The following is a 24,963-nucleotide window of genomic DNA, read 5'->3' as shown; positions in this document are numbered from 1 at the left end:
TGTTGATTTTGTTGTTTCACTTGGTTTACATCCGTTTCAGTCCCAAATTCCACATCCATTGATTTCATCGAGTTCGTTGAACCAGAAGCATATTTTTTGTTCGTTTCTGCTTGTTGATTTTGTTGTTTCACTTGGTTTACATCCGTTTCAGTCCCAAATTCCACATCCATTGATTTCATCGAGTTCGTTGAACCAGAAGCATATTTTTTCTTCGCTTCTGCTTGTTGATTTTGTTGTTTCACATGATTTACATCTGTCTTATATTGATTATTGTTAGCCATTGAAAATCACCTCCTGCAACTAGTCTGTACAGAAGATGATTTAGTATCCTTAATTTATTTTAGAAAAGGTTAACAAATCTCATTCAGGAAAAGTAAAACGACGATCATCTAGATATAAGATATTTCACTTTATATAAAAATATAGCAATTTTTTGGGAAACTTGACTTATTTTTTATGAATTTATCTAAATATATTGTATTCATTTTAAATCTTTTTTAAAATGGAAGCGAATTCACATTTAAGTGCATGCACATTTGTTAATTAACATGAATTTCTTATTTTTAAGGAGGCATTTTAATTATGAAAGCAGCAGTCGTAACGAAAGACAAAACAGTAAGTGTAGAAGAGAAACAACTTAGACCATTACAGCCTGGTGAAGCATTAGTGCAAACAGAATATTGTGGTGTATGTCATACAGACCTACACGTTAAAAATGCCGATTTTGGTGATGTCACTGGGATTGTTCTAGGACACGAAGGTATTGGTAAAGTTATTGAAATTGCTGAAGGTGTTACTTCATTAAAAGTTGGAGACCGTGTATCAATCGCATGGATGTATGAGAGCTGTGGTCACTGTGAATATTGTACGACAGGTCGTGAAACATTATGTCGTGATGTTAAAAATGCAGGGTACACAGTTGATGGTGCGATGGCAGAACAAGTTATCGTATCAGCTGATTATGCTGTAAAAGTTCCTGATAATTTAGATCCAGCAGCTGCTTCTTCTGTAACTTGTGCAGGCGTTACAACTTACAAAGCTGTGAAAGTATCAAATATCCGTCCTGGACAATGGATAGGGATTTTTGGTATTGGTGGTCTAGGAAACTTAGCTGTACAATACGCGAAACATGTTTATGGTGCAAAAGTAATTGCATTTGATATAAATGATGATAAACTGGCGTTTGCTAAAGAAGTAGGGGCAGACGTAGTTGTCAACTTATTAAATGAAGACCCCGTTACAAAAGCGAAAGAACTGACAGATGGAAAAGGTTTAGATGCAACAGTGATTACAGCTGTAGCTAAAACGCCGTTCAACCAAGCTATTGATGTTGTTAAAGCTGGCGCACGCGTAGTTGCAGTTGGTTTACCTGTAGATAAAATGGATTTAGATATCCCACGTTTAGTTCTAGACGGTATTCAAGTAATTGGTACATTAGTAGGAACACGCCAAGATTTGCAGGAAGCATTCCAATTTGCAGCAGAAGGTAAAGTAGTACCGAAAGTAACATTACGTAAAATCGAAGAAATAAATGAAATTATGGAAGAAATGGAACAAGGTAAAATTACGGGCCGTATGGTTATTGACTTTACAAAATAATTGAGTTATTTATTGCAAGACAGGTGTAAATTTAATTTACACTTGTCTTTTTTATTGCTTTGGATTTTTTAAATATTTATGTAAGGTAAGTAGTTTATAATCAGATAACACTACATGCTACATAATTTTGTTTACTTAAAAATATACACTTTTGTCATAAAAAAATCGTGATACTAATACCTTATGCTTAGTTGAAATTGAGAAAAATACATTAGGCTGTTAGTTCTTTCTCAAATCATCTAACATGTAATTTTTTTCACAACAATTGACCACATACAAAATTATTTATATTTATTTACATTAGCCATACCATTAAGTACTATTATGTTATACGATATATCGCATAACATAATAGTTTATTGAACGAAAGAAGGGATGTAACCTATGGCATATAATGGGGGACCGATGACAGAAGCAATGTATTATGTATTACTAGCGTTAATGCGTCCTAACCACGGGTATCAGCTAATGCATTCCATTACAGAAGTTTCGAATGGCCGATTAAAAATGGGACCGGGGACACTTTATGGTGTACTCTCCCGAATGCAAAAAGACGGTTTTATTTCATTAGCGGAAGATGATGGCAGAAGGAAGACCTATCAAATTACAACAGAAGGAGAGCAAGCGCTACGTTTCGAGTACAGTCGATTAAAAGCGTTGATAAAAGATAGCACCATTTTAGAGGAAGGTGATGAGCATGAATAAAATCGTCCGTAAACTTCGACCTAGTGATTATTGGCGCATCGGAGAACATGAATCTTGGTTCTCAGACATGGCAGCAATGGGATTCCATCTAAAAAAGATGGGGTTACATTTCGCCCATTTTGTTAAAGGTGAACCGAAAAAAATGAGGTTCAGAATAGATGTATCCATAAATAAGAAGATTACGCCAGAACAAATACAGATGTATGAAGAAAGTGGATGGGATTATGTGACAAGCTATAATTTTTTTCACGTATATTCTTCACCCGTTGAACTCAATGCACCAGAACTACATACAGACCCCGCTGAGCAATCATACACATTAAAGGAACTGGATAAGAAATTAGTGATGAATGCATGTATAGCTACTGGTGCCATGATCTTAATGTTCGGTATGTTGGGTGCTATTTGGTTTCTTGATGGAACACCTACCCTCATTTTGGTTCAAGGATTGGCTATTCAACAAACTATAGTAACCGCCTTTATCGGATATACGACCTATAATGCGCTACAAGCAGCTTTTTCCATTCGTGCTTTGCGAAAAAATCTTATCGAAGGAAAACCGATTGATCATCATGCCCCTTGGAAAAAACACTACCGATTAAATTCAACTTTAGCTTTCCTCATCACAGTAGTTATTGGATTGAGTGCAATACTTCCATTGTTACAGCTTGTAAAAGGAGAGACGAAAACATTGCCCAAGGAAAATGTGGATTTACCCATTGTCAGATTAGCAGATATCGAGAAAAATCCTGCATTAATTCGAGGAGAAACTTCATATATGAGAGATGGTGTTGATTGGGAAAACCGATATACATATAATTGGGGTCCATTAGCACCGGTGCAATATGATACAGATGAAAGTGGAATCGTTCCCGGCGCAATGTGGGAAGACGGGAGTGGTGAATATTCACCAAGTATTCATACTAAGGTTTATCAGTTGAGCATCTCGGCACTAACGGATAATCTGATTGCTGATTTAATAAAAAGATATAGGTATGGGGATAGTCATGAAGATTTTGTTGAAACAAAACATCCCCAATTGGATCTATTAATTGTTCATGAGGAAGGTGCTTCAAAAGAAGTGTTTGCTTCTAATGGTAAAGCCGTTATATATGTTCGTTACTATGGATATGCAGAAATAAATTCAATAATAGAAAATCTAATAGAGAAGATTCATTTAATATCAGAATAAAAATTAATCAAACTTGTAGTGGACAGATTCAAACTCAATCTGGTCAAATCTCTAGCAATAGAAAAATTCAAATGCTGTTCTAAAGTAACGTCAAACAAGTTAGTCTGATGAAACCTTCAAAAAGGCTTAGCAGATATTCCTAAGCCTTTTATTACTCTAGCTTCATTCCCATACTCTCAAGCATTTCATACATGGACACCATCCTCAATCGGCAAGTTCGCTAACATTCGCTTTGGTTAGTGCTAACTCAGTATAAACCGCCTCTCGATTAAATATAGGAGGTTGTTCAATAAGTTTTTGTTCATTGTAATGAATAGGGGATAACATAGGAGCACATTCTTAACGAGATAGGTATGTACAAATCATCCACTAATATAGTGTGAAAAAAGACTGAAGTCAGAGTGAACTTTCTTTGGTTTTCACTTTGACTTCAATCTATAATTAGAAATATGCAGGTAATTTTAAATAATATGTAATTATAAGTTACCGATGCAATAGTAAATTATTGTAGTGTTGTTCGTTATTTAAGTAACTCACTCATCTATCATAGAGAGAATGTAATAGTTTATTGTCATCTTCAACTGTTGAAAAATCATTTTCTTTCCAACGTTTTAAAATTTCTAAATATGTGTCACTATTAAAAAAGACGGCTTTTTCTTCTTCGGCTATCTGCATCAAATTTTCTATTCGTTCTGGTGTTATATCAATTGAACCATCTTTTGCAAGAGTATCAAGCTTTTGGTACGTCATCTTTAGCATTACTTCTTGTACTAGACGCTCGTCAAACGTTTTATCTCCACTTTTCCAATCATCAAGCATAGCCGCATGAACATCATCTACCCAAGATAAATCTCTAGTCTTTGATGTAATAGATACTTCACTATTATCTTCGGCAACATCAGAACCTGTCTCTTTATTATTTTTAGTTACCCAAAATACACTTACACTTAATACTATAACAACAAATAGAAGACCCCATTTATAGCTTTTTTTCAATTTTTTCACCTCTATTAACAAGTGTCTCATAACAATTATCCCAAATTTATTACGCTCAAACAACCGAAAAGTCTCCTACTTACGTAGGAGACGAAGGTGTTTTTATTTAGTTCTATTAACGCTCGAAAGCATTTGTCGATGCTATATCTATTAGGTATTTGTAGTTTGCATCAGCATAGATCTTTGCAATAACTCGTACAAGTATCCCTTTCTTATTACAATTGGAACGATGAAAAATATAAAGAACAATATTGTATAGTTTTAGAACGATAATAATAAAAGAGCTCAAGTGCCTTCTTCAAGCCATTTTTTCGTTTTATTGCTCGTAGAAGGCATTTATTTTTGCGTTGTGAGAGCGATTGAGATGGGCTACGGTACGCATTACTGTATCTCGATACGTTATATAGCGTTTAGTTTTATTGTTAAAATAAAAAAGATTACATTAAAATTGAACTGCAAATGGACGCTGACATGAATTTACTGAATGTTGTATTTTTTTATAAACCAATAAGAAATAGTTGTGAATGGATAAGAACAATCTCAGTTGGATAAAATATTTGTGAACTTAAAAAGTTCAAATTCCAAGGTTTGGGAGGACTAAATATGTCATCTGAAATGGGAGAAACACCTCGTACTGGTCGAGACATTAACGATGGAATTGTACATTTTGGTGGGCAAGCTGAGAGTGTTTTTAGTTCATTAGCTGAACAAGCTCGACTTTCAATACAAAAGAAAGCAGACGACCTAACTGCACAGTATCTTGATAATAATCCTAATCCAGACTATTATGAATGTGTTGAATGTGTATCAGAGGGAGTTTTGACAGCAGGGAACGAAATAAAGGCTAGCAGTGGTTCTTGGGGAGATTCAGTAGATGCAGCACTTGAGGCTGGTGTTGGAACTACAGTAGCAAAAATAGCATGTAAAAGAATAGCGATGTCTAAACATTAATTTTAAAAAAGCGTAGGCGTAACAAGCTTATGCTTTTTGCTATTTATTGATTTCTTTTATCCTCTCCGCAATAGAATTTTTAGTTGTCAAAGTGTTGCAAGTTCTTGAATATACAGTAAACTCGCTAAAGAATTGCATTGTAACATATACTTTAGATTACTTAATGAGTTAAGAGTTTTTTGTCTTATATGTAACAATACATATTCGGTTGAATAGTAATAAATTTGCATAAAAAACGCAGCTAATAGATAGCTTCGCTTGATAGTGGAATATACGTTAACTCATCAAATTGTGAACGTGAGCTTCAATGGATTTAAGTTGATCTTTGTTAATTTTACTATGAGGTTGTGGAAACCAATGAACTTCATTATCATGAAAGATTCCTCTATAGTTATTCCCCTCAATGTTTATTTTAAATTGAAAATGCTCGTGAATATGACCTTCAAACAACGGTACAATTACTTCAAAATTTTGTAGCATTCCCTGAACTATTTTGCTTATGTCCTCATATTAACAACGTAAAATTAAAGAATAAGCCGAAAAAAGATTAGACTTTCATAAAAATAAAACAACAAAGTAATCTTTTAAGTTCATAACTTAAAAGATACTCACATATATGAAGATGTAGAAGCATTAATTCTACCATTATACATTGAAGAGTAATAATGGTATTTTATAAATAGATAGACTTTTCACTTAATTTAAAAAAGTAGGAGGTTTCATTATGGTATCTTTTTCTAAACCAGATGTAGAACAGTTTTTACGAACATTTTCGATTGGTGATTTTGCGGTTAGTCCAGATGAAAAACAACTAGTTTTCAGTACAAATTTAAGTGGCAAGTATAATTTATGGGCCATGAATTTACCAAGTACGTTCCCGACGCCGCTTACTTTTATTGACCAAAGCTGTCATGGCCTTCTCTATGATAAACAAGGGCGGTTCATCATTGCCGGTTTTGACCAAAATGGGGACGAAAATACGCAATTTTATGGACTTCCGCTTCAAGGTGGGACAATGAAGAAAATTATTTACGAAGAAGGAACTCGCAATGTTGGACCAATTTTATCAGAAGATGGGACTAAGCTTTATTATACATCTTCGAAAGGAAATCCAACGTATTTAAATGCATATGTCTATGATTTGGTTACTGGTGAGGAAGAAACAGTTCTTGTGGGAAAAGATGCGCCCACTTTTTTACTCGATTTTAGTCCGAATGAAGAGGTAGCCCTCTACTATAAACATTTTGCTAATACGTATACTCTCCTATACGCCAAACGAGGAGAGGAACATATTCTTCTGACACCGCTAACAGATCAGCAACATACGGTCAGTGACGCAGTTTTTGTATCGGATGAGCTTATCTATTTATTAACGAACTACGATGCTGATTTTACGTATTTGGCTTCGTATAATTTAGAGACAAATGAGTTCGTAAAATTGAAAGATTTGGAGAATGAAAGCTTTACTACGTTGAAATATAACAAAGAAAAGCATTGTCTGTATTTAATCAGTGAAAAAGGAGTAGAAGATCATTTATACATGCATGATTTGCTATCGGGTAATTGGGAAGAACTAGATTCACCATGCAGTGTCATTGAAAAACTGATAGTCACAAAATCCGGTAGTTTGTATTTATTAGGAAGAGGGGCTACAAAACCACATAATATTTATCAACTGAAGGAAAATGGATGGACATCTTTAACGGAATACACAGTTCCAGGTGTAGATCAAAGCGAATTAGTTGAACCAGATGTAATTACTTATTCTTCCTTTGATGGACTTGAAATAGAGTCCTTATTTTTCAAAGCTAAAAAGGAAAATGATAATGGTGAAATCATCTTTTGGCCACATGGTGGTCCGCAAGCTGCAGAGCGTAAATTTTTTAGAGCTTCCTTCCAATTCTTTTTAAATCATGGGTATAGCATCTTTGCTCCAAATTTCCGTGGTTCTACAGGCTATGGGTTGGCTTTCATGAAAATGGTAGAAGGAGATTGGGGACACGGTCCACGCCTTGATAATGTAGCTGGACTCGACTGGCTCATAGCAAATGACTACGCGGAAAAAGGCAATATTTTATTGATGGGGGGTAGTTATGGGGGTTACATGGCTTTATTACTTCATGGTAGACATGCTGATTATTTCAAAGCCGTAGTGGATATCTTTGGTCCATCTGATTTGTTCTCATTTATCAACTCGGTTCCTGAAGACTGGAAGCCAGTTATGGATCAATGGGTAGGAAACCCTGAAAGAGACAAGCAAAAACTTATTGAATACTCACCATTTACGTATCTAGAAACTATGGTGAAACCAATGCTAGTTATTCAAGGAGCGAATGATCCCCGTGTTGTGAAAGAGGAATCTGATCAAATCGTACAAGCTTTAAAAGAAAAAGGTCGAGATGTCGAGTACATGCTTCTTGAAGATGAAGGACATGGATTCTCTAAAAAAGAAAATGAAATTGCTGTTTATCAAAAAATCCTCTCATTTTTGAATCAATTCGTTGAATCTAAAGTGAAAGCGTAATGATGCGTTCATTGGAAAATAGAACCCCCGACTAAGAAGATACAATGAAAAAATGAAAAAATTCTTTCTTTAAGTAATGGTTGGAAGTTAAATAAAAAAGACTAGGTTCTACTATGATAGGACCTAGTCTCAATTGATATTTAAATATAAATACTATAGTAAATTAAGCTAAATGCCTTAATGTCAAAGTGTTTTCGTATTTTACTATCATTGGTATAGTGATATGTATGTTGAATTGAGCAGTCGTTAGATGTTAAGTAAATATACTAATGTAATTAATATCCATTACAAAACAACTTTTTGAAGATATTTCAAAAAACTTTAATATTACTTAATATGTGAGCTAATAAGAATAAGTGTAACTCCCGTAAATAGGCAAATGATTCTCGTCACAGGAATTTTATCAGCTAGTCCAAATAATGCAATTGCAGTCGTTATGATTAACACTGTTGGACCAACCAAAGCAAGCATCGTATTAATATAGAAAGCTTTTTCTAAACTATTTAACTTAAGCATCAATAATCCAGCACTTACTTCAATACTCCCAGACAATACGCGTAAAATAACCATAGCAAGAAGAGATTTTTCAATAATTGTCATCATCCTATCTATATAAGTATTTTTCGCTTATATTTTAATTCCATTATTAGAATAATTATAGACTTCTGTTTTAATGAAATATTAACATCAATATATGTATGATTCTAATCAAATAGAATTGGTTTTATATATCCATTTTCTGCTTTAAAAAATACATATAATAAAAACCTAAAGATTTATGGGGATTTTTAAAAGATGGAGACTTACAATTATATCAATTGAACAATAAATAAGTTTTCGAAAATTATATTTTTAGCTATTTTTGTCAACAACTTAACTGGTGATAAGCTAAAAAGTTGATAAGGAGTATTTCTCCTTATCAACTTTTTTAGTGTGTCGGACATGTCTGCAGTCTATCGAATTACACTGTATACAAAAAATGCTGTGAACAAAAGTACTTAAGCGAATGAGGCAGGATAGTGGAATAATTAAATGTTCTTCTTTATAAAAACAAAAAAACCAATATTAGTGTGTAAAGAATGGAAATTCATGAAGGGGGAATACTGTAGTTCTCTGTTGCAAATACAATTCAAAAATAAAACCATATCAATACGGAGGTAAAAAATGAATGTCCTTGATTGTATTATTATAGGTGGAGGTCCTTCTGGCTTAAGTGCTAGCTTAACATTAGGAAGGGCCAGAAGAAATATTGCATTATTTGACGATGGAACGAATAGGAATAAAGTGACACAATCATCACATGGATTTATTACTCGAGATGGGATAAAACCACAAGCGTTTAAAGAACTAGCGTTAAAAGAGGTGGAGAATTACCCGTCCGTATCTTATTTTAATGCAACAGTTACTGAAATCATTAAGGATATAAGTAACGAGCAATTTACTGTCAAAACATCTACTAGTGAGGAATTTGTTTCAGAAAAAATAATACTCGCCACTGGTATTCAAGAAATATTTACGATACCAAGTATAAAAAAGTTTTATGGGAAAAGTCTTTTTAGTTGTCCGTATTGTGATGGCTGGGAGCAAAAAGATAAGCCATTAGTAGTTATTGCAGAAAAAGAAGAGCATATACTGCATCTGACTAAGTTAATTTATAATTGGTCGCAGGATTTAGTTGTTTTAACGAATGGAGTTCAATTATCTAAAGAAGGTAAAATGGAGTTACAAATACACAATATCAAAATTATATCGGAAAAGATAAAAGACTTAATCGGTAATGGCGGTTACTTACAAAAAATAGCGTTTGAATCAGGAGCAACAATTAGTAGAACGGGGGGATTTGTTGCCCCATCTTATTATCGTCCAAATCAATTTGCTGAGAGGCTTGGCTGTGATATTCATGAAGATGGAAAAGTTATAACAGATGGTATTGGTAGAACATCCCAAAAAAATATATATATTGCAGGGGAAACCGAAAGATCTAAACCATCCTCTTTAATGATTTCAGCTGCTAAAGGTAATAAAGCTGGGGTCTCAGTAAATACTGATCTAACGATGGAACGCTTTTGATTTGTCATAAGACCTTCTGCTTTAACTTTAGCTAATATAATTACACATCAACGCCAATGTGTCACCACATATACTTCAACCATTGTGTTAGAGTAAGAAATAAAGAAGAACGGATTTTGATTTTAGAATTCGTTTTTTCTTTGTTGTTTAAAAAGGATTGAAGGTTTTTTGTTGAAGTTATTGAACTAACGGCATAGGTTTCCTAAAAAAATGGGTTGTCATTTTTAGTTTTACAAGGTGAGGCAAAAACCAATAAAATAAGCCCGGAGGAATAAAAATATGAAACAATTGGGGACTCTATACTTTTTCTGTGGAAAAATGGGGGCAGGAAAATCAACTAAATCAAAACAATTAGCTATAGAAAAACATGCGGTACTGTTATCTGAGGATGAATGGCTTTCATCCCTTTACCCTTATCAAATCACATCATTTGAAGAGTATCTAAAATTTTCAGCGCAGATCAAGCCGATGGTAAAAAAGCATGTTCAAAACATATTAACAGTTGGTACAGATGTAGTGATGGATTTTCCAGGTAACACTCAAAAACAGCGAAAATGGTTTTTGGATATAGGGTCAGAGGTCAATGCAAACCATCAACTAATTTTCCTTAATTTAAATAACGAGCAATGCTTATTTCAAATTGCCCAAAGGCGTAACGAACAACCCGAAAGAGCAGCTTTTGACACGGAAGCGACATTTAATCAAGTTACTAAATTTTTTGAAGCACCAGAAGCATCCGAGGGTTTGAATATTTTAGAGTTTAGTGGAAAAGAATAACAAGAAGTTCAAAACAGTGTTATAGAACCAGAAAATAATTAGCTCATATACAGAAAATGAAATGGGGAGTTAGAGGATATATTCAAACCCTCCTCCTCGCCAAATAATTTTAGTTTACATAATATAAATTATAGGAAGTTACGTTTCATTTAAAAGTATACTTATGATAGTGAGACAAAATTAAATGTACATAGACATCAAACTAAACTTTAAAGTTTGATTAAAAGTTTGTTACAAACGTTGATTTTATAATAATAGAAAAAACCCATGCATTTTGAAAAAAGATTGTTCAAAATGCATGGGTTTTATTTAAATGCGAAGTTATTTTTATCAAACTATATTACAAATTCGTTCTTTATTATAAATAATCGTTCTTTATTTTAATTGATCAAACTTTTTTACAAACTACAACTCTTTTTTCTTCCATCATTAGGATATTACGAACAAATTCACATGTCCAAAAACCTAAAAATGAATTTAAACTTCTGTATATTGTCCAATCTTTCTGAATTTCTCATAGCGATCTTCAATTAATTGTTCACCATTTAAAGAATTCAATGCTTTTAGTGTGACGCTTATACACTTTTTTATATAAAATGCTTGCTTCGCAACATCGCGGTGTGCACCACCCGTTATTTCAGGGATTATTCCATCAATAACGTCAAGCTCTTTTAAGTCAGGTGCTGTTATACGCATTGCTTCTGCTGCTTGCTTCCCTAGGCTACCATCTCGCCATAAAATCGATGCAGCCCCTTCAGGCGAGATAACCGAATACGTTGAGTTCTCTAACATAAAGACTCGATTAGCTACGCCTAATGCAATTGCACCACCACTTCCGCCTTCCCCAATAACAATACTAATGACTGGTACTGTGAGAATCGCCATTTCAGCAAGAGTTCTAGCAATGGCTTCACTTGGGCCGCGTTCCTCAGCTGCCTTACCTGGATAGGCGCCTTTCGTATCAATAAAACAAATAATTGGGCGCTTAAATTTCTCAGCCTGCTTCATTAAGCGTAATGCCTTACGATATCCTTCAGGGTGTGGCATACCAAAATTCCGTCGAATATTTTCTTTAGTTGATTTTCCTCGTTGATGTCCAACAATTGTTACGGGCTGTTCTTCAAAGAGAGCAATTCCTCCAAGAATAGCTGCATCATCACCAAATGTACGATCTCCATGTAACTCAATAAAGTTTTCACATATAGCTTCTATATATTGTAAAGTAGTTGGTCGTTCTGGATGTCTAGCAACCTGTACACGATCCCATGGCTTCATATTGGCATAAATAGATTGTTCTAGCTGTGTTAGACGTGTTTCAAGTTTTTCGATTTCGCCTGTCATGTCTACATTTGCCTCTGTAGCAATCGTTTTTAATTCATCAATTTTTTCTCGTAATTGTACTACTGGTTCTTCAAAAGCTAAATTTTTAGACATGTTGCACACCGTCTTTTGTATGCATTTTTACAAGTATTGCTACTTGGTTTCGTAAATCCTTCCGATGGAAAACTGCATCAAGCTGACCATGCGCTAGTAAAAACTCTGATTTTTGGAAATCATCTGGTAATTTTTCTCTTAATGTTTCTTCAATGACACGGCGACCAGCAAAGCCAATCAATGCTTGTGGTTCAGCAATATTAATATCTCCAACAGAGGCAAAGCTTGCTGAAACGCCACCGTATGTAGGGTGCGTCATGATCGAAATAAATAATAGTCCTTCTTCACTATGACGTTTTAATGCCACACTCGTTTTTACCATTTGCATTAATGATAGAATACCTTCTTGCATGCGCGCTCCACCACTAGCAGTAAAGATAATAACCGGTACACGTAATTCAATAGCTTTTTCAACGGCACGTGTGATTTTTTCTCCTACAACGGAGCCCATTGAGCCCATACGGAAATGAGAATCCATAATTGCTACAACAATTTCTTCTCCATCAAGAGTACCTACCCCAGTCAGTACAGCTTCGCTTAATCCCGTTTGTTGTTTAGCCACTGAAATTTTTTCTACATAATCAGGGAAATTAAGTGGATTACTTGTTTGTAAATGATCATCCATTGAAACAAATGAACCTTCATCTAAGAAATATGCTACGCGCTCCTGTGCAGTCATTTTGAAATGATGGTCGCATTTTGTACACACTTTATGATTTTTTTCTAATTCCTTTGTTAACTGAATGTGACGGCATTCTGGACATTTTGTCATAAGTCCTTCCGGAAATCCCTTTTCCTGTCCGTCCTCATTCTTTTTATTAAATAAGCTACGTATTGCCATGTTTTACTCCTCCTATGTTTGTCTAAATGCCTTGTTCAGCATTTATGTTCGTAAGCTTTTAATGCTTCTTTTTCATAGCCAAGCTGCATCGATTTCAACATAGTTTGAATGATTAATTTTTCTTCTTCTGTTGATTTTCGATTTAAACGGTCACCGGCCTAAACTGCTAATTGAAACCAGACTTTTAGTAAAAAACGATTTCTGACGTGATGATTATTTCTCGTAAAACATCCAGACAATTAATCGTACCTCTATCTCTAGCTTTACAAAAAACTGTCCCACATAGGTAGTGTTCACAGAGTCACTGTACAACTTATAACGCGGCTTCCAATTCATGAATTTGTCGCGTTAATTCGACATCCTTTTTTTGATTTTTCATCTTCTAATATAAACATCGACAATATTTCTACGAGCCGATGCTTTTGTGTAGAAGCTAGAAACGTACCTCCCCCATGTCTCGTTTCAATAAGACCTATCAACCCTAAACTTCGCAATGCCTCTCTCACAGAGGATCGCCCGACACCCAGACATTCTGAAAGGACTCATTCGGAAGGTACTTTTCACCAGCCTGTATTTTTTCCATTTTAATAAGTTGTCGTAATTGTTGGACGATATCTAAAAACACTTTCTTTTGTTCGGTTTTTTTATCCATACGATCAACTCCTCGGTCAATCTATTCGCTTTGGAATAATTATCGCTGTCGCTTTCCTTTCGCGCAGATAAACAATGCATCCAAAGGCTTTATCTTATTTCTACGAGCTGATGCTTTTGTGTGGAAGCTAGAAACGTACCTCCCACATGTCTCGTTTCTACTCTAAACTTCGCAATGCCTCTCTCACAGAGGATCGCCCGACACCTAGACGTCTGAAAGGACTCTTTCGGAAGGTGACTTTTCACCAGCCACCAGCCTGTATTTTTTCCATTTTAATAAGTTGTCGTAATTGTTGGACGATACCTAAAAACACTTTCTTTTGTTCGGTTTTTTTATCCATACGATCAACTCCTCGATCAATCTATTCGCCTTGGAATAATTATCGCTGTCGCTTTCCTTTCGCGCAGATAAACAATGCATTCGAAGGCTTTATCTTCATTCAGTAGGTGTTTGGATACCTACTATAAAGAAACAAAATCCACCACCTTCAGATGATGGCGTCTCTTACTGAATGAATCCAAAAGTGGTCTGGCCACTTTTGAAGTTGGCTTTATCTTACAAAATAATTATTTAAAAGTAAAGAAGAAACTGTATAAAAATTTATGCAATTTCTAAAATTACTTCAATTTCATATTCTTTTCGTCGTTTGTGCATATTTTACTTTCACTTGAGGTCTACCAAAGCGCTTTTCAATCGTTCTCTCACTGTAAAGCAAGTCATCTTCTAGTAACAGCTCTTGAACAAGATGAGAAACTTGCAGGAATAAGGTTACAGATACCCTTCCAAACTCATCCTGAAGCTAATAAAGGCCATTTGTAAACGGCGACTTACAAGGAAAGCACGTACCTGGCATTGTTCGGACGTGGCCCATTGAGCCAATATCCAGGGTTATTAATCGTAACTTTTTTTTTATGATTGTTCGCCACTTTACTAAATCAAGAGTTTCAGTATAAGTGTATATATCGCGAAAAAAACCAATAAATATGAACAAACTATCCGTATTAAAAAACAAGCAGGGTTAAAAACCTAGCTTGTTTGAAAATAATTTTCATATAAAAAATCCATATAATATCTAAACAGTCAGTTTCGTGTTACCCTTTTTCACTGTTTTATACGCTTACCACCTTTATTAAATGAATATCTGGAAGTTCTTTGTCCCTGTAATTCTTGTTAGAACTTCAAAACCATTTTTTTCTACTAAAAAATAAAGGTAGAGAAAATTTTAGCGTTTAACTAAATCTCTTAATATCTTATCGTATAATCGATAAATAAGAGACGTAATTTCCTCGACTATTTCATCAACAAATTCAACTACTTGTTCGTGTTTTCCACATTCTTATCTTCTTCTATCGAAAACACCATCTTACTTTAAGTGAAAAGGCATAAATCCTGGGTATTACAGCTAAAAATTTTCATCTAATTTTAGGGTAATCACAAATAAATTTAATACTTTTCACTGTACCTTCCTTTTCTGTAATAATAAATACATATGGATTAATTAAGATATTATGCTCAGAATAATCATTATAAAGTTCTAGAAAACTTGCATAAAGATAACTAAATAACAATTTACTAAAAATATTCGTTTATAAACTATAACAATGCACCTTTCTATAAAAATATTGAAAATCGGATTGAAATTTATTTTCATAGTGGAAATAAGGAAATATTTGAGAATAATAATTGTAACTCTTAAAGTTGCAAGAAGGGTTTATGTTTATTTTATTGGTTTTATGTAGTTTAGACTTTGGTGTCTTTTTACAATTAAAATAAACTCAGATAATCGTTAAATCATCTGAGTTTATTCATCTTATTTAGTTAATGCCTTCATATCTGCTACGATTGTTTCAACAGGTACATTTGTAGCGCCGTCATAATCTTTCACGACAACTCCGTCAGCATTTACTAAATAAAAGCTTGACATATGTACAACTTGATCAGAATTCGGATCATTTTTCACTAATGAATTAAATGATTTTCTAGCAAATTGCTCAATATACTGTTGCTTATAGCCAGTTAATAGCTGCCATTTGCTATCATCAATTACTGAATATGTTGTTAAATAATCTTTTAAAACATCTGGTGAATCTACTTCAGGATCTACACTAAATGCCACTATTTGATAATCCTTTACACCTTCATCCTTTAATGACTTCTGCACATCGGTCATATTATATGTCATCGGCGGACAAATCGAGTTGCAATTTGTAAATATGAACATGGCTAGCCAAGGTTTTCCTTTTAAGCTATCAAGACTTACTTGCTCATTGTTTTGATTTGTAAATGAAAAATCCTCTACATCAATGCTCATTTCAGGTTCAAATTTATAACTTCCACAAGCTGCCAAAATGGTGCTTAATACTAGTAATCCAACTAGCATGATCCTTTTCTTTCCCATCAAAATGTACACTTCCCTCCAATATATCATCGTATTTTATTGTATAAATAATAGAATACAAATACAAGATAATGAACTTGAATCATTTCCTTCATTATGTCATTTGCCCTTAAACTGTATGTTTTTGGTATTCTAAGGCTCATTCCACTCCTTTTATTCAAAAAATTTTCAAAAAAAATTCACAACATTTTTTTACTAATTTTCTTATTTCCCAATACGGTATTGTATTGTTATATAACAATGTTTTTTTGCCATTCTTTTATTACTTACATTTTATACAAAAATAAGAATAACATTAAATTTCTCTTTTGCGTTCATTTTTTCTCCTACATTCAATATTATTATCAATATGCTATTTCAGAAATACTATTTTACAACTAAAATACGTTCTCTTTCTTACAGATAATTTCTATTAAATCCTTATTATTTCTACATTATTTCGGCTATCTAAATTTAACTAAAAATTTAAAAAACTAAAAATTTAGTATTGCATTATAGGATTATACCTCATAAAATAAGTGAATATAACGACGATTAACAGAGAAATATGTCGTTTAAAACAGAAATATATAACTTTAGGGGGAATAATAATGGCTAACATTACTGGGAACAAAAACGTGCAATCAGTTGACTATAATGCAATTGAAGCTATGGAATCGTTCAACATTTTCGTGAAAAAGAAAAATACCTTCCTTTTCTCGATTACAGCAGGGTTTTTATTACTTTATATTCTATTGCCTATCCTTGCTTTTCAGCCTGTACTACAACAAAAAATTATTGGCAGTATAACGGGCGTTTGGATTTACTCAGCAGGACTTTTCATCATGACCATTATTCTTTGTACAGTATATGTAAAAAAAGCTGCTTCATTCGATAAAGCTGCTGCTGCAGTTCTTGCAGAGTATCAAGCGAAAGGTGGAAAATAAATGAATTTAGTATCAGTAGGTTTCTTTTTAGGAATCGTAGGTTTAACATTAATCGTTACGTATATTGCAGCAAAACGCACTTCTTCTGCAAGCGATTTCTATACAGCAGGTGGTGGTCTGAAAGGTTGGCAAAATGGTTTTGCAATTGCCGGTGATTACTTATCAGCAGCAGCATTTCTAGGAGTTTCTGGTGCTATTGCATTAACTGGTTTTGATGGCTTCTTCTTCTCTGTAGGTTATGTCGTTGCAAATTTAGTTCTATTATATGTAATTGCTGAACCAATGCGTAATCTAGGACGCTATACGCTGGCAGATATGTTAACGGCTCGCTTTAATGAAAAGCGTATTCGTGGTGTAGCTGCTACTGGAACAATTATTATCGTTATTCTCTATATGATTGCGCAATTAGTTGGTGCTGGAGCACTTATTAAATTATTATTTGGTATTGAGTACTGGGTTGCGGTGTTAATTGTAGGAGTTATGATGACCACTTATGTATTGTTTGGTGGTATGACGGCGACTTCTTGGGTACAAATTATTAAAGCTGGACTTTTACTATTTGGGACAGGTCTATTGGCTACGCTCGTACTAATGAAATTTGATTTCTCATTAGTAAAAATGTTTGATACGATTTCTGCCGATCATGGCGATAAATTTTTAGTACCAGGTATGAAATACTCTAGCTCAATTGACTCTGTATCGATGATGATGGCACTTGTCTTAGGTACATCAGGTTTGCCACATATATTAATGCGCTTCTTTACTGTGAAAGATGCGAAAACAGCTCGTTCTTCTATTTCTTGGACAACTTGGATTACAGCTATTTTCTTCTCGTTAACAATTTTCTTAGGCTTTGGTGCAATGCACTTTGTAGGTCTTGATAAAATCATCGCAGAAAGCATGGCTGGTAATACTGCTGCACCACTATTAGCTGAATTCCTTGGTGGTGATGTATTAATGTCATTCATCTGCGCTGTCGCTTTTGCAACAATTTTAGCGGTAGTCTCTGGTTTAGTATTAACTGGTGCATCTGCTATTTCTCATGATATATATGGAGAGATTATTAAAAACGGTAAATTAACTGAGAAACAACAGGTTGTAGCTGCTCGTACAGGCTCTATTTCTATTGCCATTGTTTCTATTATTCTTGCATTATTTGCTCAAAGCTTAAATGTTTCGTTCTTAGTATCTTTCGCATTCTGTATCGGAGCATCTGCTAATCTACCAGTTATTTTATACACAATTTACTGGAAAAAGTTCAATTCAACTGGTGCTGTTTCTGCAATGGTAACAGGTTTAGTTTCCTGCTTAGTTTTAGGCGCAATGGGTCCGAACGTTTGGAGCCCAATAGAAGGTGCTGCACTCTTTGTTGGGAATCCTTTAGTGCCACTAGCAGTTCCTGCAATTATTACGATTCCACTAGGCTTTATTGCCGGTTACTTAGGTTCCGTTCTTTCTGCAAGCAAAGTGTCTCAAGCCGAAGCAGATCGTATTTACAAAGAGATTCGAGTGAAAGCGAATACAGGTGTATCAGTTTCAGATATTTCTCATTAACAGATTTATATCGTAATCTAACATTAATTATTAATAAAAGGACTCGACTTCGGTCGGGTTTTTTTATTTTTTACTATAAAAATTCAAACATATTACTTATTGAACAATACTATTTATTTTCCAAATTTAAGAAAATATCCATTTTCCACTAGAGAAATAGTGTTTATTTTTTCTGGAAAAAACGCATTTTTTCTCGGTTATTACATCCTTATTTTTGTCAAGAAGCTAGTAATATCCATACCTCGCTAATTTATCTGAATATTCTAAAACCCTTTAATTTCTAGGCTTTGTCATGTATTTTCTGTTTCAAGACTATTTTTACAGAAATTTTTTTTCCATAATTTTTCTGAAATGTATTGCAATTTTGTGAACTGTCTCATAAAATTAAGATGTGAATTCACAAAAGTAGCAAAATTCAGTATTTAAGCAGTAAAAATAAACACAAAATGGGGAATGTTTATGGCGAACAATCAAGCAAGCAAAAGCATTGTAATTGATTATGATGCAATTGCAAAACAAGAATCGTTTAAAGCACTTGTAAAAAAGAAGAACGCATTTCTTTGGTCAATCACTGTATTCTTCTTAGCAGCTTACATGATGCTACCAATTCTTACATCTTACACAACAATCCTACACCAAAAAGCTTTTGGGGAAGTTACTTGGGTATGGATTTACGCAGCAGGATTATTCATTATGACTTGGAGCTTATGTCACCTATATGTTGCGAAAGCAAATAGCTATGACAAAGAAGCAAAAGCAATAATCGCTGAATACGAAAACGGAGGTGGCCGCCTATGAGCCCTATAGCAATATTCTTCTTCGTAGCAATCGTTGGTCTTACATTAATTATTACATGGTGGGCATCTAAACGTACTTCGTCTGCGACTGATTTTTACACTGCAGGTGGTGGCTTAACTGGCTGGCAAAATGGACTAGCTATTGCTGGTGACTACTTATCAGCAGCTTCTTTCCTAGGTATCGCTGGTGCCGTTGCATTATTCGGATTTGATGGATTCTTCTTCTCTATCGGTTATTTAGTAGCTTACTTAGTGGTTCTTTATATTGTAGCTGAGCCATTACGTAACCTTGGTAAATTCACATTAGCTGACATGATTACAGCACGTTTTAACAGTTCAAAAGTTCGTGGTACAGCAGCATTAAGTACAATTACAATTGTTTTATTCTACATGATTGCACAACTAGTTGGTGCAGGCGCACTTATTCAATTACTTCTAGGAATCGACTATTGGGTTGCAGTATTAATCGTAGGTGTTATGATGACAACTTACGTATTATTCGGTGGTATGACTGCAACTTCATGGGTACAAATTATTAAAGCTTGTCTATTAATGTTAGGTACAATCATTATTTCATTCTTAGTGTTAAAAGAGTTTGGCTTCAGTCTTTCAACAATGTTCACAGAAATGACTACTGCAACTGAAAGCGGTGCAGCATACTTAAATCCTGGTCTTAAATATACAAACGGTATTGATACAATTTCAATGTTAATTGCACTTGTATTAGGTACTGCGGGTCTTCCACATATCTTAATGCGTTTCTTTACAGTAAAAGACGCAAAAACTGCTCGTTCTTCAGTAATTTGGGCTACTTGGATTGTAGGTATTTTCTATGTATTAACAATCTTCTTAGGATTCGGTGCAGCAGCATTCGTTGGTAAAGAAAAAATTATTGCTGCTAACGCGGCTGGTAACATGGCTGCTCCACTTCTTGCAGAAGCACTTGGCGGAGACATTCTGTTCTCATTCGTTTGTGCGGTAGCATTTGCAACAATCTTAGCGGTAGTAGCAGGTCTTGTACTCTCTGGTGCATCTGCCCTATCACATGATATTTATGGCCAAATCATTAAAAAAGGTAAAATTACCGAAAAAGAGCAAGTACTTGCTGCTCGTATCGGTTCTATTACTATCTCTATAATATCTATCCTTCTTGCACTTGGTGCGCAAACATTAAACGTTGCGTTCTTAGTATCACTAGCATTCTGTATTGCAGGTTCTGCTAACTTACCAGTAATTATCTATACAATTTATTGGAAACGCTTTAATACTACTGGTGCAGTGACAGCAATGTTAACAGGTTTAATTTCTGCTTTAGTTCTTGTAGCTGTTTCTCCAAACCTTTGGAATCCAGTTGAAGGAAAAGCAATCTTCGTTGGTGAACCGTTAATTATGTTAACGAACCCTGCAATAATCTCTGTGCCACTTGGTTTCCTTGGTGGATTCATCGGAACATTACTTTCTAAAGAAACTGATGATGCAAAATACCGTGAAGTTGACGTTAAAGCAAACACTGGTATTTCTGTACAAGACGTATCTCACTAATATTATGACTAAAAACCTCGTAGGCATGTGCTTACGAGGTTTTACTTTTCTCTCCTTTTTCGGTAATATATTGGTAATATTATATGGAGGTATTATCATGGCACAATCTAAGGCTAAAAAGAAGCGTTTGCATTTAAAACGTACACAAGGTAAAGACGTTGAGAAAAAGCGTCAAACTTCCCCTTTCAGTACACATGAGCGCGTTACAAAAACGAAGCGTGCAACATTAGAACAAAATAGGACAAAGCATAGGAAACAGCCACATGTAGACGATTCGTCGTACTAGATGTGGCTGCTTTTGTCGTATCTTTATAAATTATAAAATATCTTCGTATTTCGTGTTACAATTTTTGCCGCTTCTTGTGCTGTTAAGCCTTTAATAGTTGCAATAACTTCAATGGTTTTAGACATCATATACGGCGAAGTGCGAGCTTTGTCAAAAGGTCCCTCAAATGGCCAAGGACCATCCGTTTCAACCATCATGAGTTCCAATGGATAGCTTTCAATCAATGCTTGAATTTCCGCTTCATAAACACAATCAGGTGTAATTGAAATATAATAGCCATTATGTATCATGCGCACAATCGCCTCTTCACTTCCCTTAAACCAATGAAAATGTGCTTTCTTCACACCATGTTGCTCAAGTAAATCACATGCGATTAAAGCGTCCTCATAAACAGCATGTAACACAATCGGTTTGTGAAGCTCTTTAGCCAACTTAATAAATTGTTCTAATAAATGTATATAACCTTGCTCATCAATGTTCTGAGCTTGTCTGCGATAATAAGGTAACCCGACCTCTCCAACGGCAATCATCTCATTAGCATGAAGCCGTATCCAATCAAATAAAGCTTGTCTGTCCTCGTCACTAGGTAAAGTTTGTTCAGGATGAAAACCATAGGCTGCCTTTACCTTATCGTATGATTTCGTTAACTTCAGCGTTTTCTGACTAGATTGCAAGTCCGTACTCACCGCAATGACATATTGTGCTTCTTCAAGTAGCAGAGGCACTTCTTCTTCCTTATACTGATCTAAATGAATATGTGCATCAATCAACATATGCATCGTCCTTTTCTTCTTTTAAGTAATGGAAAAGTTGCTGTTTTAATTGTGTAAACTGTGCACAATGGCGAATTTCCTCGGATCGTGGTCGTGCAAATGGAACAATTATCTCCTCCTTGATAGTAGCCGGACGTTTTGTTAATACAATAATGCGATCTGCTAAAAATAACGCCTCTTCGATACTATGTGTAACAAACAGGATTGATTTTTTATGTTCCTCCCAAATGGATAACAACCATGCTTGCATTTCTAATCTTGTAAACTCATCTAGCGCTGAAAACGGCTCATCTAGACATAAAATTGGTTTCTCACTAACGATAGCTCGTAGAAATGATACACGTTGTTGCATGCCTCCTGATAAAGCATGAGGATAAGCATTTTCAAAAGACGATAGGCCAACCTTTACTAGCCATTTTCTCGCAAGTTCTATATTAGGTCGATGCTGCAATTCTTCTACAATTGTGACATTTTCCAAAATTGTCCGCCACGGTAATAAGCAAGGTTGCTGTGGCATGTAGCCAATAGTGCCTGTCTTTTGCTGAATGTCTTCTCCATTTAACAAAATAGCACCATGATTCAAAGGCGTTATACCTCCTATTAATTGAAAGAGAGTGCTTTTACCACTACCGGAGGGACCTATGATTGCCACAAATTCGCCTTCCTTTACCGTAAAGGATAAGTTTTTAACTACTTCAAGCGAGCCAAAGGATTTAGATATGTCTTGAATGTTCAGCATGTGATCCCCTCCCCTTTACAACAAGCTTTTCAACAAAGCGGATAACACTAAATAACAACAAACTTAACAAAACTATCGCAAATATCGCCACAAATACACGATCCGTACGAAACGATGATTGAGCAAGTGTCATATAGACACCAATTCCCTTTTTCGCACCAAGCCATTCCGCGATGACAGCCCCCATCACACTATAAGTGGCTGCGATTTTAATACCAGAAAATATAGAAGGATAGGCAAATGGCCATTCTAATTTCCAAAATGTTTGCCCTTTTGTAGCACCTATCATTGCAATATAATGCTTAAGCTCAGATGACGTTTGACGAAATCCATCCATTGCCGCAATAACGATAGGAAAAAAACAAACGAGACAAATAATAATCAGCTTCGGTAACAGCCCGAAACCAAACCAAATAATTAATAAAGGTGCAAGGACAAGCACAGGCACATTTTGTGACACAATTAAAATCGGATACACAAATGCTCGTACCGTCGCTGAACGGTGTAATAATATCGCAACACTCAGGCCGAAAAATATACCAATAGCAAGGCCAAGCACCGCTAGCTGTATAGTAGCGAACACATGGGGCATGAACATTTGATAAGAGTGAACACCCTCCGTAACGATGGCACTCGGTGCTGGTAATAGCCAATGTGGGATATCAGCCAAACGGATAATGACTTCCCACATAACTAACAGGAAGGCGATAAAAATAATCGACCTTCCTTTCGTTACTACTTGTTTCATCCTCGATATTTCTCCGTTAACGTCCCCATTGTAATACCAGTTGGCTGATATAAAATTTTCACTTGCGTAATAACATTAATAGCACCCAATTCAATCATTTTTTTATTCATTTCTTCAATAATTTGGAGTAAGGTAGATAGTTCACCTTCCATTGTCGTTTCTAGTGGCTGCACTTCATAGCGCACACCTGAAGCATCGATAATCGCAATCGCCGCATCAACGAATGGAATCACATCCTCGTATTTTTCTGTTTTAGGTATAATTTGTACACTAATTAATGAATTAGCCATTTATTTTGCCCCTTTCTCTGGTAAGAAATCATTTGTAAATGCTTGCTCTGCATGAAATTCGCCTTCTAAAACGTTGTTCTTTGTCATCCAGTCCGCATAGTTTTCCCAAACTGCTAATTTTTGTTCGCCCCATTGCGCTGCATCATCTTGATATTTGTTTGCTAACCATTCCTGACTTTTATGGACAAGTGCTTTTTCTAAGTCAGGTACCGCTTCAAGCAATATATCAGCTGCTTCACTAGGATGCTCAATTGCATACTCATAACCTTTTGTAGTAGCAGCAACAAATGCCTTCACCACATCAGGATTATCCTTAATCATCTTTTCATTCGTTGCAAGTACAGGTGTATAATAATCGAGTTGCTCACTATAGTCTGTTAAATACTGCATATTTAATTTTTCTCCACGAAGCTCCGCCTCAATACCTGTCCAAGCATAATAGATCCATGCAAAATCTATATCCTTCTGCATCATTGTGAAAAAGTCTAAATCTCCAGCATTCACGATATCTAATTTCTTTATATCAGCCTGTTCTTTTTGCATAAGTGATTGTAAAACAGCTTGCTCAACTGGGGAACCCCAGCCACCATACGTTTTTCCTTCATAATCTTTTGGTGACGTAATGCCTTTTGAAGCATCTGATGCAAAGCCAGATGTATTATGCTGAATAATTGCGGCAATCGATACAAGCGGTACACCTTGTACACGTGCTTGGGTAATGCCTTCCTGATAGCTTACGCCAAACTGTGTTTTGCCCGATGCAACAAGTTGATCTGCACCAGCATCACCAGGTAATATTATGTCTACGTCTAAACCTTGCTCCTCAAAGTAGCCGAGTTTTTTCGCAACATAAAGTCCTGTATGATTCGTATTAGGTGTCCAGTCCAGTACAACGGATACCTTTTCCAATGTGCTTGTTTCCTCTTTGTTCTCTTTTTCGCTACAACCAACTAATGTTAATAATGCAGCAACAAGAACGAAAAACCACTTTTTCATGCTGTGTCCTCCAAGTCTAGTAGTTTGAAAGTGTTCACGATTGAATGTTTTCACCAGAAAAGGTATTCTCAGGCCATTTGCATCGCTTCTAATAGGTTACAACTAGTTTTAGACGGAATAATGAATCCTAAACAAAAAACGCCTAGGAATTATCCCAGACGTTTGCAAACGGT

The 24,963-nt window shown here is 35.1% G+C and carries 25 protein-coding genes; 12 read left to right on the top strand and 13 right to left on the bottom strand.

Annotation, left to right across the window (positions count from 1 at the left end; genetic code table 11):
• Window positions 1–281, bottom strand: a 281-nt coding sequence (locus ACQKNX_RS05640) for a gamma-type small acid-soluble spore protein (protein WP_427427974.1), incomplete at its 3' end; no start/stop codon positions are given.
• 301 nt (window positions 282–582) lie between these two features.
• Here ACQKNX_RS05640 and adhP point away from each other — a divergent pair.
• From adhP to ACQKNX_RS05625, 3 genes are all read left to right on the top strand, one after another.
• Window positions 583–1,599, top strand: coding sequence for an alcohol dehydrogenase AdhP (gene adhP, locus ACQKNX_RS05635; protein ID WP_402887402.1), 1,017 nt, complete (start codon window positions 583–585; stop codon window positions 1,597–1,599).
• Window positions 1,600–1,983: 384 nt separating this feature from the next.
• On the top strand, window positions 1,984–2,304 hold the full coding sequence (locus tag ACQKNX_RS05630) for a PadR family transcriptional regulator (protein WP_427427973.1): 321 nt from the start codon (window positions 1,984–1,986) through the stop codon (window positions 2,302–2,304).
• Window positions 2,297–3,496 carry a DUF2812 domain-containing protein gene (locus ACQKNX_RS05625; protein WP_427427972.1) on the top strand — a complete coding sequence of 400 codons (1,200 nt, stop codon included), beginning with the start codon at window positions 2,297–2,299 and terminating at the stop codon, window positions 3,494–3,496. The genes ACQKNX_RS05630 and ACQKNX_RS05625 overlap by 8 nt, the downstream gene beginning before the upstream one ends.
• Window positions 3,497–4,033: 537 nt before the next feature.
• Here ACQKNX_RS05625 and ACQKNX_RS05620 read toward each other — a convergent pair.
• Window positions 4,034–4,522, bottom strand: a complete 489-nt coding sequence (locus tag ACQKNX_RS05620; protein WP_427427971.1) for a DUF6241 domain-containing protein — start codon at window positions 4,520–4,522, stop codon at window positions 4,034–4,036.
• A 573-nt stretch (window positions 4,523–5,095) separates the two neighbouring features.
• On the opposite strand from ACQKNX_RS05620, the gene ACQKNX_RS05615 reads away from it, so the two are divergent.
• Window positions 5,096–5,443, top strand: a complete 348-nt coding sequence (locus tag ACQKNX_RS05615; protein ID WP_427427970.1) for a hypothetical protein — start codon at window positions 5,096–5,098, stop codon at window positions 5,441–5,443.
• Between the two features lie 724 nt (window positions 5,444–6,167).
• Window positions 6,168–7,967, top strand: a complete 1,800-nt coding sequence (locus ACQKNX_RS05610; protein ID WP_427427969.1) for a S9 family peptidase — start codon at window positions 6,168–6,170, stop codon at window positions 7,965–7,967.
• A 327-nt stretch (window positions 7,968–8,294) separates the two neighbouring features.
• Here the strand turns inward: ACQKNX_RS05610 and ACQKNX_RS05605 are convergent, their stop codons facing one another.
• On the bottom strand, window positions 8,295–8,570 hold the full coding sequence (locus ACQKNX_RS05605) for a YqhV family protein (RefSeq protein ID WP_427427968.1): 276 nt from the start codon (window positions 8,568–8,570) through the stop codon (window positions 8,295–8,297).
• Window positions 8,571–9,131: 561 nt separating this feature from the next.
• Between ACQKNX_RS05605 and ACQKNX_RS05600 the strand changes: the two genes are divergently transcribed.
• Window positions 9,132–10,037, top strand: a complete 906-nt coding sequence (locus ACQKNX_RS05600) for an NAD(P)/FAD-dependent oxidoreductase (protein ID WP_427427967.1) — start codon at window positions 9,132–9,134, stop codon at window positions 10,035–10,037.
• A 279-nt stretch (window positions 10,038–10,316) separates the two neighbouring features.
• Window positions 10,317–10,814, top strand: a complete 498-nt coding sequence (locus tag ACQKNX_RS05595) for an AAA family ATPase (protein ID WP_427427966.1) — start codon at window positions 10,317–10,319, stop codon at window positions 10,812–10,814.
• A 477-nt stretch (window positions 10,815–11,291) separates the two neighbouring features.
• Here the strand turns inward: ACQKNX_RS05595 and ACQKNX_RS05590 are convergent, their stop codons facing one another.
• The 5 genes from ACQKNX_RS05590 to ACQKNX_RS05570 all read right to left on the bottom strand — a co-directional run bounded on the left by ACQKNX_RS05590 (window position 11,292) and on the right by ACQKNX_RS05570 (window position 16,139).
• Window positions 11,292–12,248 (bottom strand): acetyl-CoA carboxylase carboxyltransferase subunit alpha, encoded by a 957-nt coding sequence (locus ACQKNX_RS05590; protein WP_427427965.1) that lies wholly within the window; start codon window positions 12,246–12,248, stop codon window positions 11,292–11,294.
• Window positions 12,241–13,089 (bottom strand): acetyl-CoA carboxylase, carboxyltransferase subunit beta, encoded by an 849-nt coding sequence (gene accD / locus ACQKNX_RS05585; RefSeq protein WP_427427964.1) that lies wholly within the window; start codon window positions 13,087–13,089, stop codon window positions 12,241–12,243. The genes ACQKNX_RS05590 and accD overlap by 8 nt, the downstream gene beginning before the upstream one ends.
• Before the next feature lie 332 nt (window positions 13,090–13,421).
• The gene (locus ACQKNX_RS05580) at window positions 13,422–13,595 is read right to left on the bottom strand and encodes a hypothetical protein (protein WP_427427963.1); all 174 of its coding nucleotides are present in this window, start codon (window positions 13,593–13,595) and stop codon (window positions 13,422–13,424) included.
• Window positions 13,592–13,741, bottom strand: a complete 150-nt coding sequence (locus ACQKNX_RS05575; protein WP_323645895.1) for a hypothetical protein — start codon at window positions 13,739–13,741, stop codon at window positions 13,592–13,594. Before ACQKNX_RS05575 ends, ACQKNX_RS05580 begins: the two co-directional genes overlap by 4 nt.
• Window positions 13,742–15,551: 1,810 nt before the next feature.
• Window positions 15,552–16,139 (bottom strand): SCO family protein, encoded by a 588-nt coding sequence (locus ACQKNX_RS05570; RefSeq protein WP_427427962.1) that lies wholly within the window; start codon window positions 16,137–16,139, stop codon window positions 15,552–15,554.
• A 590-nt stretch (window positions 16,140–16,729) separates the two neighbouring features.
• On the opposite strand from ACQKNX_RS05570, the gene ACQKNX_RS05565 reads away from it, so the two are divergent.
• The 5 genes from ACQKNX_RS05565 (at window position 16,730) to ACQKNX_RS05545 (ending at window position 21,244) form a co-directional block, all read left to right on the top strand.
• Window positions 16,730–17,065 (top strand): DUF485 domain-containing protein, encoded by a 336-nt coding sequence (locus ACQKNX_RS05565; protein WP_427427961.1) that lies wholly within the window; start codon window positions 16,730–16,732, stop codon window positions 17,063–17,065.
• A complete protein-coding gene (locus ACQKNX_RS05560; RefSeq protein ID WP_427427960.1) occupies window positions 17,066–18,619 on the top strand; it encodes a solute symporter family protein in 1,554 nt (517 codons plus the stop codon).
• Between the two features lie 459 nt (window positions 18,620–19,078).
• Complete coding sequence (locus ACQKNX_RS05555; RefSeq protein ID WP_427427959.1) at window positions 19,079–19,417, top strand: DUF485 domain-containing protein; 339 nt, start codon at window positions 19,079–19,081, stop codon at window positions 19,415–19,417.
• Entirely contained in the window at window positions 19,414–20,958 is a 1,545-nt protein-coding gene (locus tag ACQKNX_RS05550) for a solute symporter family protein (protein WP_427427958.1), read from the top strand. Before ACQKNX_RS05555 ends, ACQKNX_RS05550 begins: the two co-directional genes overlap by 4 nt.
• 97 nt (window positions 20,959–21,055) lie before the next feature.
• Window positions 21,056–21,244 carry a hypothetical protein gene (locus tag ACQKNX_RS05545; RefSeq protein WP_340824676.1) on the top strand — a complete coding sequence of 63 codons (189 nt, stop codon included), beginning with the start codon at window positions 21,056–21,058 and terminating at the stop codon, window positions 21,242–21,244.
• A gap of 23 nt (window positions 21,245–21,267) precedes the next feature.
• On the opposite strand, the gene ACQKNX_RS05540 is transcribed toward ACQKNX_RS05545, so the two are convergent.
• The 5 genes from ACQKNX_RS05540 to ACQKNX_RS05520 are packed head-to-tail and all read right to left on the bottom strand — an operon-like array spanning window position 21,268 to window position 24,790.
• Complete coding sequence (locus ACQKNX_RS05540; protein ID WP_427427957.1) at window positions 21,268–22,017, bottom strand: TatD family hydrolase; 750 nt, start codon at window positions 22,015–22,017, stop codon at window positions 21,268–21,270.
• The gene (locus tag ACQKNX_RS05535) at window positions 22,007–22,756 is read right to left on the bottom strand and encodes an ABC transporter ATP-binding protein (protein ID WP_427427956.1); all 750 of its coding nucleotides are present in this window, start codon (window positions 22,754–22,756) and stop codon (window positions 22,007–22,009) included. The genes ACQKNX_RS05540 and ACQKNX_RS05535 overlap by 11 nt, the downstream gene beginning before the upstream one ends.
• Window positions 22,731–23,504, bottom strand: a complete 774-nt coding sequence (locus ACQKNX_RS05530; RefSeq protein ID WP_427427955.1) for an ABC transporter permease — start codon at window positions 23,502–23,504, stop codon at window positions 22,731–22,733. The genes ACQKNX_RS05535 and ACQKNX_RS05530 overlap by 26 nt, the downstream gene beginning before the upstream one ends.
• Window positions 23,501–23,794 carry a thiamine-binding protein gene (locus ACQKNX_RS05525; protein WP_340824680.1) on the bottom strand — a complete coding sequence of 98 codons (294 nt, stop codon included), beginning with the start codon at window positions 23,792–23,794 and terminating at the stop codon, window positions 23,501–23,503. The genes ACQKNX_RS05530 and ACQKNX_RS05525 overlap by 4 nt, the downstream gene beginning before the upstream one ends.
• The gene (locus ACQKNX_RS05520; RefSeq protein WP_427427954.1) at window positions 23,795–24,790 is read right to left on the bottom strand and encodes an ABC transporter substrate-binding protein; all 996 of its coding nucleotides are present in this window, start codon (window positions 24,788–24,790) and stop codon (window positions 23,795–23,797) included.
• Window positions 24,791–24,963: the final 173 nt, after the last annotated feature.

Origin of the sequence: Lysinibacillus sp. NPDC093712 (genome assembly GCF_050280025.1) — a bacterium.
Taxonomy (GTDB): Bacteria; Bacillota; Bacilli; order Bacillales_A; family Planococcaceae; genus Lysinibacillus.
Note: the sequence above shows the minus strand (reverse complement) of the source record. Positions and strands in the feature narration are given on the sequence as shown.

Excerpts from the sequence above, each read along its gene's own strand:
- adhP (WP_402887402.1), top strand. The coding sequence starts at position 583 with ATGAAAGCAGCAGTCGTAACGAAAGACAAAACAGTAAGTGTAGAAGAG.
- ACQKNX_RS05630 (WP_427427973.1), top strand. The coding sequence starts at position 1,984 with ATGGCATATAATGGGGGACCGATGACAGAAGCAATGTATTATGTATTA.
- ACQKNX_RS05625 (WP_427427972.1), top strand. The coding sequence starts at position 2,297 with ATGAATAAAATCGTCCGTAAACTTCGACCTAGTGATTATTGGCGCATC.
- ACQKNX_RS05620 (WP_427427971.1), bottom strand. The coding sequence starts at position 4,522 with ATGAGACACTTGTTAATAGAGGTGAAAAAATTGAAAAAAAGCTATAAA.
- ACQKNX_RS05615 (WP_427427970.1), top strand. The coding sequence starts at position 5,096 with ATGTCATCTGAAATGGGAGAAACACCTCGTACTGGTCGAGACATTAAC.
- ACQKNX_RS05610 (WP_427427969.1), top strand. The coding sequence starts at position 6,168 with ATGGTATCTTTTTCTAAACCAGATGTAGAACAGTTTTTACGAACATTT.
- ACQKNX_RS05605 (WP_427427968.1), bottom strand. The coding sequence starts at position 8,570 with ATGATGACAATTATTGAAAAATCTCTTCTTGCTATGGTTATTTTACGC.
- ACQKNX_RS05600 (WP_427427967.1), top strand. The coding sequence starts at position 9,132 with ATGAATGTCCTTGATTGTATTATTATAGGTGGAGGTCCTTCTGGCTTA.
- ACQKNX_RS05595 (WP_427427966.1), top strand. The coding sequence starts at position 10,317 with ATGAAACAATTGGGGACTCTATACTTTTTCTGTGGAAAAATGGGGGCA.
- ACQKNX_RS05590 (WP_427427965.1), bottom strand. The coding sequence starts at position 12,248 with ATGTCTAAAAATTTAGCTTTTGAAGAACCAGTAGTACAATTACGAGAA.
- accD (WP_427427964.1), bottom strand. The coding sequence starts at position 13,089 with ATGGCAATACGTAGCTTATTTAATAAAAAGAATGAGGACGGACAGGAA.
- ACQKNX_RS05575 (WP_323645895.1), bottom strand. The coding sequence starts at position 13,741 with ATGGATAAAAAAACCGAACAAAAGAAAGTGTTTTTAGATATCGTCCAA.
- ACQKNX_RS05570 (WP_427427962.1), bottom strand. The coding sequence starts at position 16,139 with ATGGGAAAGAAAAGGATCATGCTAGTTGGATTACTAGTATTAAGCACC.
- ACQKNX_RS05565 (WP_427427961.1), top strand. The coding sequence starts at position 16,730 with ATGGCTAACATTACTGGGAACAAAAACGTGCAATCAGTTGACTATAAT.
- ACQKNX_RS05560 (WP_427427960.1), top strand. The coding sequence starts at position 17,066 with ATGAATTTAGTATCAGTAGGTTTCTTTTTAGGAATCGTAGGTTTAACA.
- ACQKNX_RS05555 (WP_427427959.1), top strand. The coding sequence starts at position 19,079 with ATGGCGAACAATCAAGCAAGCAAAAGCATTGTAATTGATTATGATGCA.
- ACQKNX_RS05550 (WP_427427958.1), top strand. The coding sequence starts at position 19,414 with ATGAGCCCTATAGCAATATTCTTCTTCGTAGCAATCGTTGGTCTTACA.
- ACQKNX_RS05545 (WP_340824676.1), top strand. The coding sequence starts at position 21,056 with ATGGCACAATCTAAGGCTAAAAAGAAGCGTTTGCATTTAAAACGTACA.
- ACQKNX_RS05540 (WP_427427957.1), bottom strand. The coding sequence starts at position 22,017 with ATGTTGATTGATGCACATATTCATTTAGATCAGTATAAGGAAGAAGAA.
- ACQKNX_RS05535 (WP_427427956.1), bottom strand. The coding sequence starts at position 22,756 with ATGCTGAACATTCAAGACATATCTAAATCCTTTGGCTCGCTTGAAGTA.
- ACQKNX_RS05530 (WP_427427955.1), bottom strand. The coding sequence starts at position 23,504 with ATGAAACAAGTAGTAACGAAAGGAAGGTCGATTATTTTTATCGCCTTC.
- ACQKNX_RS05525 (WP_340824680.1), bottom strand. The coding sequence starts at position 23,794 with ATGGCTAATTCATTAATTAGTGTACAAATTATACCTAAAACAGAAAAA.
- ACQKNX_RS05520 (WP_427427954.1), bottom strand. The coding sequence starts at position 24,790 with ATGAAAAAGTGGTTTTTCGTTCTTGTTGCTGCATTATTAACATTAGTT.